The following is a 10,505-nucleotide window of genomic DNA, read 5'->3' as shown; positions in this document are numbered from 1 at the left end:
GGGACGTACTCTGGCGGTCGACCGTCAGCAGGGTCTGGTCGGCGTCATCCTTGACCCATGCCAGTACCTGATAAGTACCACTGAATGGGGTATAGCCGAGCGTGACCGAGTGTCCCGTGGCCGCACGAATCTCAACGGGCAGGGCTACCTCGCCCTGTGAACTGCCCAGTACTTCCAATATCTCCACCAGGCCGGACTTATGCACGACCCGGTAATGCTTGTCGTCCTCCTGGTAGAAGTGAAAACTGTCGAGTTTTTTTTCCTTCATCACCAACTGGCCGCTGACGGTGTCGCTGCCGGTGACCTTGAAAGTTTCACCCGTGCTCAGGGCCAGGATCTGGTTGGCGGGGGTGTATTGCGACAACTGCAGGTTCCAGCCATGGCCATAGCCGCTGTCTCTGGTATTGAGCGGGTTATATGTCAACCTCAGCGGAACATCTGGCCCACGCAAAAAATTGGCTTTAATGTCGGGCAAGCTGATTGCAAAGGTATATTGCCCGGTGCGTTGATCAACGCCGCCCTCCATAAAGCTCATGAAGTTGAACGCATTGGAATGTACGGAACTCGAGGCGGCCATTTTTCAGTCCTCATATATTTGAATGACGCTTAGCTCGCGATAGTGCATCGCCGTCAATACTTCATGCCCGGCAAAGCCTGCCTACGCCCGGCCTTCTACCGAACGTCGGTGTCCCATTACTTATTTACAAGGGTTTCGGGAGTGAACAGTGAATTTTCCAATGTATTCCGATCCCCCACGATGCTCGGGGGGAGGAAGGCAATTCGTCGCTTGTGTGGATTGCCTCGCCGGTCCATCAATATCACCGCCAGATCCCGAGATAATTTTTCTCGTGAAGCGTTCCCCTTACGGATATACGGGATACGATCGGAGCGGTGCAAGGTAATGACTAAAGTACCTTGCTCAAACTTGCTCTTATTAACCTCAACCTCAAGCGTTTCATTTTTTACGACATCCTTGAGGTCACTGTCGAACCTGACCCAGTCAATAGACTCATCTTTCAACGGATCCTTGAAGATATAGCCCGTCCAACTGAACATCGTTTCAGCCAGTTGCTCGCTCTCCCAACGAATGGTCGATGTCTGGGGAGTTATATAAGTATCGTTTCCCTCAATGGAAACAAACTCTACCGTTTCGAACGGAACCCCTGGTAGCCCTAGCGGCGCGCCCTTGTATCGTAACGTCCAGTAATCGACAGTACGCAAATGGAAGTCAAAATCATCCTCTTCCGGCTGGCCCGGTTCATGTGATCCACCATCGACCCTTGCCCTGACGAATTCGTAATCATCCAGTTGGAACGTAGGGATACCCAAGGCGGTGATCTCGATTATTTTGTTGTTACCTGTGAAATAGGTCGATGTCCACCATTTCTGGTCGCTGTCCGCCTGGAACGTCGCATGAAACTTCATGACCTGATTGCCACTTGCCCGGGTGTGGAGATAGATGTCCTGCTTGCTGATGGCACTGGGTGAGTTATCCGGCACAGCAGCTCTGGGGGAGGCCAGTTCAAAACGATTTTGATATAGGCGACTGCGCCACTTCTCGCCATCCCACGCCGGAATACCCTCGAGCGGCTCGTCAACGGGTTTTACTTCATCCCCTGTGTCGTCATCCACCAACCTCAAGCTGGCCTTCTCGGTGACGCTCAACGGATACTCGATGTTATTGACAGGGGAGGTCTCGACCACTATCTGAGCCGCAAGCTGTTGGTAGCCATTGGCATACAACGAGCCCAGTCGCCCCCCCTCCAGCCCGCCCGCCACTTTCACGGTAAAACTCGAAAGCGCGTTCCAGCTAGGCTCGGGCTCCAGTTCGGAGAGCTCAACGACACTGTAGCCGCTGGACAGCACCACGCCGTTGCTGACTATTTCACATTGCACGACGCTGCTGGAGGCCAGGCCCTGCGCCAATGCAGTGAAACGACCCGTGGCACTGACGGCGCCAGCGCCACTGATGACTTTCCAGCGCCGGGGGACGCCGGGCAGCAGCGTGGCATCATCCCTCAGTTGTACTTCTACGGATTTTTGTACCGCCGGCACATAAGCAGGATCGATCCGCAATTGTTGTTGTGCATTCACCAGCACCAACGACACGCGCCGTGCCTCCGGCCCTGTAACCTCGATCTGTTGAACGGCCAAGCCTTTGGTTCTAGACCGGGCATCAAGCGTAAACGTTGCCTGGTTGCCCTGATGGTTCAGCGTTCCGTATTCAGGGGGGAGTGGACCCCACGTCACGCTGGTAGCGTCCGCCGTCGAGGCCTTCAGTACGATGGGTTGCGATTGCGTCCTGCCTGGGTAAACGGCGGTTCGTGGAACCACCGTCACGCTGTCATGCACCACCAGGAGCAAGGCCGATGCTGTATAGGTAACGCCCCCAGCGAGATATTCGGCGGTGACGACCACGTGCAGGGAGTCATGTCCGATGACGCTCCTGGAGGCCGCGGTGTAAAGCCCGGCCATTATCGAGCCATGCCCTGCAGAGCGATGGCTCTGCAGACTGACCGCTTTCCACTCCTTGGCCTGAATCTCGCTTCCGTTCCAGTCCAGCAACCTGAAGCGCTGGCTGCCTCCCGCCTGGATGGTCTGGAAAGCAGGTTCCAAGCTAATGCGGGTCCGCTTCGCATCAATGTTGCCAAACACCGCCAGATCGGCCGGCGCATGTCGCTCGCGCTCTACGAAAATGTTGTCACCGGGAAACAGCAGGTTATTGAGGACGTCCAGCTGGTTGTTTTCGATATAAGGAATCATCGCTTGGGAAAGGACCAGTGCCGCCGTATAGCGATCACTGCCATCTGACTCCTGATCATCGGGGAGTAAATACGGAAAATCACCGTCTGGCGGGAAATTTCCATCGGCTGTATTGGCCACCAGCCGTATGAAAATAACCACCCCACCCTCACCAAAGTTCAACGCTCCCCTGACCTTCGCTCCCGGAGCCGCTTGGGTAAGAATGCGGAAAGAGCGAGGGGTCAAATACTGGTAGCCTTTGAGTTCGAGCATGCCTAGTTCAAAAACACTTCGATGCGCAGGCAGTGCTTCGAAACTTGCTTTCAAGAAAGCAGACAAGTGCGTATTTGTGAGTTCATCATCGCTGGCCAGGTCACACCGAAAATTCACGCCTTCGGACAAGTTCAATTTCACCTTGCCCTGCCTGTCGACTTCACCGACCACCATGGACAAATCGATATCCATCTCGAGTGTGTAACCCTGTGACTCAGTAATATTGAATATCGATGACAGTGTCTCCAGCGTGCCAGCAGCTTCGCGGAAAGCGGTATAACGGCCACTCAGGATATTCATTGTCAAAATCGCGCTGGAGTTCGTAAGTGACGCGCTGTTGAACGACAATCGCGGTTGACCGAATGTAATATCCTTCAACTCGATATAACGACTTTTGAGTTCGTCCAGAAAGACCTGTCCATTAAAAGGCGGCAGGAATCCAAGCCCATTGAAACGTTCGATATATTGCTGCTCCAACAAACGATTCAAGCGTTTCCGACTGAATATCGAGACAGCACCCCAGCCTTGGGTCACCGAACCCTGCTCCATACGTCTTAGCAGACTTTCCAACGAATTGACAAACATGATATTGCCCTCTGACTCACTTAAGAAGCAAAGCAATAAAACTGTGGCCGTTCGCTATTGACTCAGTGCCTGTAGCACGGACGGGTAATCGGAAAGTGGCAGCGGCAAGATGACATGGCCTTCAAACATGCCAAAGTCACCGCCGTCCACCGAGACAGCAATCAGCACGAATCGCTCTTTAGCTCCAGGGCTGTCGCTGTACAGGCCCGTCGAGGCATCGATCGACCCCGGCCCACCGAGCGGGAGTGACCATTGGCCATCCTGGAGCCCATTATTGACATAAACCTGCAGTTGAACCTGCCCACCCGGCAAGTCCGGATTCTCTACCAGCTGTACGATGGCTCCGGGTTCAAACTGAAGAACCAGAACGTAGGCAGACTGCGTTTGAGTCCCCTGACACACCTCGATTTCATCAAGTACATAGGCTTTTGTGGGTACCTGTGGACCGGCGATATAAGTGTGATCACCACCCGGTTTGTCGCTGACGACCACGGTGCCGCTTTCGCCCTCGACAGGGTTCTTGATGCCCCACTCCAGCACACTCCCCTCCAGGTGGCCGGCCGATAACTCAACCCGCTGGCCGTGATAACACACCTGGATTTGCGGATTGACGGTAATGGGGTTCGCCAGGACGGTCAGCACCGTCATGCTTCGCTCACTGGTGAGCGGATCCAGGGCAATGACCAGCACCCGGTTATAGGTGCTGACGATCGCATGGGCGGGTGGCGCTTGGTAAAGGCCGGACTGGGCGTCGATTTCACCAGGGTCGCTGGCGCTTCCTGAAAAATTCTCCACCGACCAGCGCAGGCCGGCATGTTCAGGCGTTGTGCTCAATTGAAAAGGCCTGCCAGCGGCGACCTTGGGTTGCTGCTCAACGATGGAGAACGACGAGCCGGCGGTATCGATCCGGCCGAACATCGCCAAATCGGAGGGCAAGGCGACGTGAGTCGGTTGCGCGACGCTGCGGCCTATCAACTCCATGTCGGTCAGGAAAGTTTGCGACGAAGTCGTCGTCAGGGTGGTAGAGAACCGCTCAAGGATTGTTCTCTTCACCGTATTGGCGACAAAGTCCTTGATCTGCTCCAGTTCCCCCGACTCGATCGTCCCAGGAAGTCCGGAGACGTGACTCACCTCTTGCGTATCGGTGTACGGCACGAACAACTGGCCTTCCATCGCCGATGCGCCGGACTCATCCGCTGACAACCGGAACTCATGCTGCAGGTTGATGGTGAAGGTTGCCGTATGCGTACGCCAGGCCGTGCCGCCTGAAGGACGGTATCTGAACGACAGCGAGAACTCGCCCTGCCAGCGTTGAACCACCTCGTCCTGGCCAAACTCGACGGTCAGTGGCAATGCCCCGTCCGCAGCCGAAAGGCTGAACGGCTCTGACTCGAACTCAAAATCAAGGGTGCTGTAAGTGCCTGCCCTCACCTGCAGGGCACCGCGCCGGGCGACCATTCTTGCCAATCCGCCGTCCTGGTCCTCGGTACGCTGGAAATCAGCATCCTCCAGTAACTGCACGAGTGCATGACCGAACGCAGCGCGATGAATCAACGGCAAGGAAAACAACGCGGTGGCCGAATAGGATTGCTGGGCATCATCGTCGGGGATCAGGTACTTGAAGCCGGAGTCATCACCAGGGAAGCTTCCCGCGCGACCATCGGCCATGCGCCCGAACAGCAACACGGCGCCGTCCTCGGTTCCAGGAGTCAATGCCTGTTCATCGCGAGCCTGGGTCCGCACATCGACGCTACTGGCGAACATGAACGGATTTCCCTCTTCGGGAAAAGTGCCCAGGGTGTAGACCCGCCGGTCTGCCTCCAACCCCTGAAACCAGTCCTTGAAGAGTTGCCCGGCTTCACGCTGTTCCGTCGGGGTGTTGAACGATTTGAGCAAGACCTCCTCGCTGTTTGCCAAGTCCCACCTTACGCCGTGGGCATCTGCGCTCAATGCCAAGTCCAGCGCCAGTTGCGAGCCATTCACAGGATCGAAGGCAGAGACGCTGGTGATTTTCTTCCGGCCCTGGGCCGTCTCCACCATCATATGGGTCCCTTCTACCACCGCCAGGCTCAAGGATGTCTTGGAGTGCTGGAAACTGGCGCTTTCAAAGGACTGCACCGGCGCGGCCAGTCTGAAACCTGTGAGGTAATGAGTAATGTTGGTCTCGGGGATATCCATGGAGCCGGTGATAGCGCCCAGGTCCGTGCCCTGACTTAGTCGAGAGATGTAGTCCTGCTGCAATCCGAGGTTGAGTTCGCGTCCTTCCAGGGCAACGATCAGGTCCCACCCTCGCATTTGAGAGCTGCCATTCATCCACGCCAACAGACTTTCCAACGAGTTGCCGGCCATGACATTGCCTCCAGCAGGATATGCGCGAATAACGGGGGTCGGGGCGGCCTCTTGATGACCGATGTTCATGGGCTCGGCACCTGAAGCAACCGGGGAAGCTCAACCAGAGGCAGTGGCAAGATCAGATGGCCTTCGAACTTGCCCCAATCCGGATCATCGACCACTGTAAAAATCAGTACGAATCGTTCAGTGGCCGCGAGGTCAGCCTGGTACAACCCCGTCGACGCATCGATCGAACCAGGTCCACCCAATGGAAGTTCCCACACAGCCTGATCCTTGGGCCTCATATTCACGATGGCCTCCAGTTGGACCTGCCCCAGCACGACGTCTGTGCTGACAATCCTGACCGTTGCTCCGGGTGTTCCCTGGAGCGCCAGTACATGGACGGATCGGGTCTGGTTGGTGCGGGAGTTTTTGACTTCTATTTCATCGACGACGTAGGTTCGGTCGGCGACGACCGGGCCATGATGATAGGTGTGATCGCCCTCGGGCTGAATGCTGGGAAGCACCTCGCCACTTTCGTTGGCGACAGGGTTCTTGATCGACCAGAGCAGTTCGCCGCCACCCAGGGCGCCTGCGGCCAATTCGACCTTGCTGCCGACGTCGCAGATCTGGATCAAAGGATGGACAGACAGTTCGTTGACCAACACGGTCACCAGGGCTGAACTGTGATGACCCGAAGCAGGATCAGTCGCCGTGATACGCACCCGTTTGAAACGCCCCTCGATCAAAGCGGCCGGTGGCGATTTGTACAACCCGGCGGCGTCGATAGTCCCAGGGTCGTCAGCGCCTTTGAGCAGGTTTTCCACTGTCCAAAGCACACTGTTGACCACCGGTACAGTGCTGAATTGCTGGGTATCGTCTTGTGGCATCAGCGGTTGCATCGGGCTGATGACGAAAGACGTCTGGGTGGGGTCAAGGCGACCGAAGTAACCGATATCGTAGGGCGAGCGGATTTGCTCGCGCTCAATGGCCCGCCCGAAATTCATTTTTATGATGTTGTTGATGAGTGGCTTGAGCGCGACTTGGCTGCGTACCTGGATATATAACTTAGCCTCAAGCAACAATGAGCTTATGGCGAAATGAACGCGCTCAAGCGTTACCATAAGTATTACCAATACCATTCCAATAAGAGCCTCTGTAAAATCACGCGCAGCCTCTTTTTGCTCTACACGCTTCTCAGATGTTATAGATAAATCAAATACGACAGGCCGCATGACCGACTCAACAGTCCCATCACCGGCGGTTATATCTGTCAACTCATATACGACATCCAGCTCATAAATCAAATCCAGCCCCATATCAAAGGGCCCAAGCACATCTCCATTCTCAGCCGGATAATACATTTTCACGTCCTCAGCACATTCCGACCGCCAGCGAATGGAAGCACTACGCGTTCCTAGCGTTAACGTGAATGGTTGCACACTGTTCGCATACACAACTGAAGTCCCGCGGCGTACGGTAGCCACAACCCACCTGCCTTCCAACACCAAAGGAAAGTTATATTCGTGGTCCGCCGCTATGGGGATACCTCCACTTTTTACAATCACCGACTCAAGCTGACTTCCGTTGTAGAGGTACTCCAATTCATTCGTATTAAACAATGACTTGATTCCATTAATCAGCTTTTGTTGCCACCCCAAAAAAGGCGACAAACGCATCCAGTCGAACAACACCGTAGCCGAGTAATTCTTACCAGCGTCATCTGGAATCAAATACCTGAAATTCGCTCCGGGGTACGAACCCTCCTCGCTGCCCTCCATACGCACCAGGGCCAGAATAGCGCCGTTGCCGCGCTCGGATGAGCGTGGGTTCCTGGCTGCCGCTCCGCTCGCCTGAGTACGCAGGGCAAATGACTGCGGCCGCATCAGTTCGCTGGTTCCACGCTCGATCCTGCCCAGCGGCCAAATACGTTGTTCCGCAGGGAGCTTGTTGAATAAATCCCGAAAAAAATTTCCGCCCAATCGCTGTTCTTCTGCCGTTTGGCCAAAGGTCAATCTGAACTGATCGCTCTCGCTTAGATCCAGTATGATTCGACCGTCGTCATCCACATTGCCCGGCACCTTATTAAGCAATAGATCCAAATACAACTTCGGTCCTTGCAGCGGATCTATCTCATCTATTTTTTGCACCTTCCAACCGACACTCTCCCGTGTCAACGTCAATTGACTCCCGCCTACGACGGCCATGGACAACATGGCTTTGGAATCATTCAGGTCGGCATTTTCGAACGACAACAAAGGAACATCCATCACGAAATCAATGACAAGCTCCATCCATTTATCATCGACAATCGGCACCTCGCCCCTGATCGGGGGCAAGTAGCTTCCGCTATCGAAGCGACGTATATATTCCTGGCGCATCAATAAATTCGCCTTATCCCGTTCCAGGGCAACAATCATCCCCCAACCGAGCATCCGCGACGTACCCTTCATCCAAGCGAGCAACGCCTCAAGCGAGTTACCGGACATAATCCCGACCTCATTCAATTGAGTAACAATCCGCCGGGCTATGCAATCAGCTGCGGGGATATCAAGGGAAAGCTTTTATAGGAAAAACCCTCGTCAAAACTGGTTTTGACAAACACATCGAACTGGTTACCAATTTGCAATTTTTCAAGAAAGGAACGCGGCAGCGTCGAGAACAGCTGGCCTGCGTTATATTCGTCCTGAGTGACAACTTCGTCATCCCCTGCGCGCAGGTCTATCGCTTCTTCTCCGCCTCCAGGCAGAACGCCATTGGCATATATCTTCACCCGTTGGCCTGGGGCCATGAACGTCCATGATCCCAAGAGGAAGGTCACGCCGTCATTCTCCGTTACTGTGACCAAGGAAATTATATTTCCCGGAGAAGGAGGGGCGCTGATCTGCAGAACCGGCCATCCTCTATCGACATCGATGTCCTTGATTTCCAGATCGAAAATTCCAGATGGATACGGCTGCTCTCCTGGCGGTGTGACTTTATAAAAAACGTCCAGGCGTTTACCCATGTTTGCCGGCACAGCGCGTCGGGGGATTTTGAAACGCCTCGGCCCCTCAGCCGAAGGATCAGCGATATGACTGCCGGTATCGCCATAACCTTCCCAGTGCATCTGAACCTTGTCGTCCGCACCGATCACCGCTTCCTCCGGGACATCGATAACCACTCCGCCCGTGAGGGATGCGGCTTGGAGATAACCTCGATATTCGTCGTCCTCGCCGTCCCATACCACACGATCGATAATGGGATGTGGCAGGTACAGGGGCCTGCGTAACATCAGTGACAACGGCATGGAAGTGCCAGCATTTCCCTCTCGGGCATACTGATACATCAGCTCCACCGCTTTGCCGTTGTTGGCCGCCAACCAGTCATAGTCAACGCTGAGTTCAAGTAGCTGGCTATCAACCGTTGACTGATCGACGCGCACCGCCTTGACGGCCCGTGGATTACCCCAAGCGTACAAAACCACGTCATCGTCCACCTGGATGCCGGGGTATATCTCGATGACCAGCACCAAGCCATTGGGGTACGCCTCGGGGTCCAGCATGTCGCCGGTAAAATCCTTGACTCGAGGAGCTGGCAACAACGGGGCCTGTGGCGTAACGATACGCAACGCCTGCTCCTGCGAGTGGGTGGGCACCGTCGGGGTGGCGTAGACGACGCTGTAGCTCATCAACGCGGAGCCATTTTCAATGAATTGCAGCTGGCTGAGAGGCACTGCCCATTGCACGGGGCGTCCGATATCGAACTGGGACAGGTTTTTTTCGCGGGTAAAATCCTCCCATGGAATACCGTCAGAAAAATATCTTTTCAGTGTGAGCTTCACTTTGTCGCCCACCGACATCGCCTGGTAAGGCGGCGCCACCACGGTGGCATCGGAGCCCACTATCAACGACAGGTCCACGTCGCAATCATGGGATTCCTTGAATTGCGCAACAGGCAGCAACGCCCCGGACTGTTTACCCCTCATTTGAACTCCGACTAGCGACAAGTATGTATTGATGGCCGGATACTTCGCTTCGCATCAATAGAGTTTGCTTCGTTTTACGCCCCGCCTGTCGATCTGCCTACTATCAGAACTGTTAGGTTACCCGGCGCTATTTGAGCTGTTATTGTCTTGGCACAAAGTCGGTATCTCATCCCTGGAGCCCGCTGTCAGCGGTTGTCGGCGCTGACGTTGTTTATGTCCGATTGCATTGTGACCGGCGTTTTTTATTGTCCTCGATGAGGTTCATATCAATGTCCGTCGCCAGCTCGATACATTCCAACGCGCTTAACTTCATGAGCTCTGTAAAAAATGGTGTGGATCCTCGTACCGGTCTCTACTCGGTAGCGATTAACTTCCCCGAGATTCAAACCAATGATCTACGTGGTCCTGGTTTTGCCTTGGCGCTGGTGTACAGCTCACTGAACTTGGAGGACAGTGGTTATGGTTTTGGCTGGAACCTGCAGTTGTCGCAATACACCCCCGCCAACCAGATTCTGGCCCTGAGCACGGGTGAAACTTTCAAGGTCACCGGCAGCGACACCGTCAGCGGCCAGTTGGTGATGAAGGAAAAAAAACTCGACAGTTTTCA

At 54.8% G+C, this 10,505-nt stretch carries 5 protein-coding genes and 1 pseudogene; 1 reads left to right on the top strand and 5 read right to left on the bottom strand.

The annotated features are described in order from the left end of the window. The 5 genes and pseudogenes from BT125_RS28075 to BT125_RS28055 form a co-directional block, all read right to left on the bottom strand. Positions 1-577 (bottom strand): annotated as a pseudogene (locus BT125_RS28075) (sugar-binding protein); the annotation flags it as partial. Between the two features lie 116 nt (positions 578-693). Continuing rightward, positions 694-3,600 carry a hypothetical protein gene (locus BT125_RS28070; protein WP_072412411.1) on the bottom strand — a complete coding sequence of 969 codons (2,907 nt, stop codon included), beginning with the start codon at positions 3,598-3,600 and terminating at the stop codon, positions 694-696. A gap of 54 nt (positions 3,601-3,654) precedes the next feature. Continuing rightward, on the bottom strand, positions 3,655-6,018 hold the full coding sequence (locus BT125_RS28065) for a hypothetical protein (RefSeq protein WP_139271827.1): 2,364 nt from the start codon (positions 6,016-6,018) through the stop codon (positions 3,655-3,657). Further along, the gene (locus tag BT125_RS28060; RefSeq protein WP_072412409.1) at positions 6,015-8,420 is read right to left on the bottom strand and encodes a hypothetical protein; all 2,406 of its coding nucleotides are present in this window, start codon (positions 8,418-8,420) and stop codon (positions 6,015-6,017) included. Before BT125_RS28060 ends, BT125_RS28065 begins: the two co-directional genes overlap by 4 nt. Positions 8,421-8,458: 38 nt before the next feature. Continuing rightward, on the bottom strand, positions 8,459-9,898 hold the full coding sequence (locus BT125_RS28055) for a hypothetical protein (RefSeq protein ID WP_072412402.1): 1,440 nt from the start codon (positions 9,896-9,898) through the stop codon (positions 8,459-8,461). 269 nt (positions 9,899-10,167) lie between these two features. Here BT125_RS28055 and BT125_RS28050 point away from each other — a divergent pair. Next, positions 10,168-10,505: hypothetical protein (locus tag BT125_RS28050; protein WP_139271826.1), on the top strand; the 338-nt coding region annotated here is incomplete at its 3' end.

It is taken from the genome of Pseudomonas sp. NFACC04-2, assembly GCF_900119265.1.
In the GTDB taxonomy this organism is placed as follows: Bacteria; Pseudomonadota; Gammaproteobacteria; order Pseudomonadales; family Pseudomonadaceae; genus Aquipseudomonas; species Aquipseudomonas fluorescens_AA.
The sequence above is the reverse complement of the archived record's forward strand: the minus strand, read 5'-3'. Positions and strand labels throughout refer to the sequence as shown.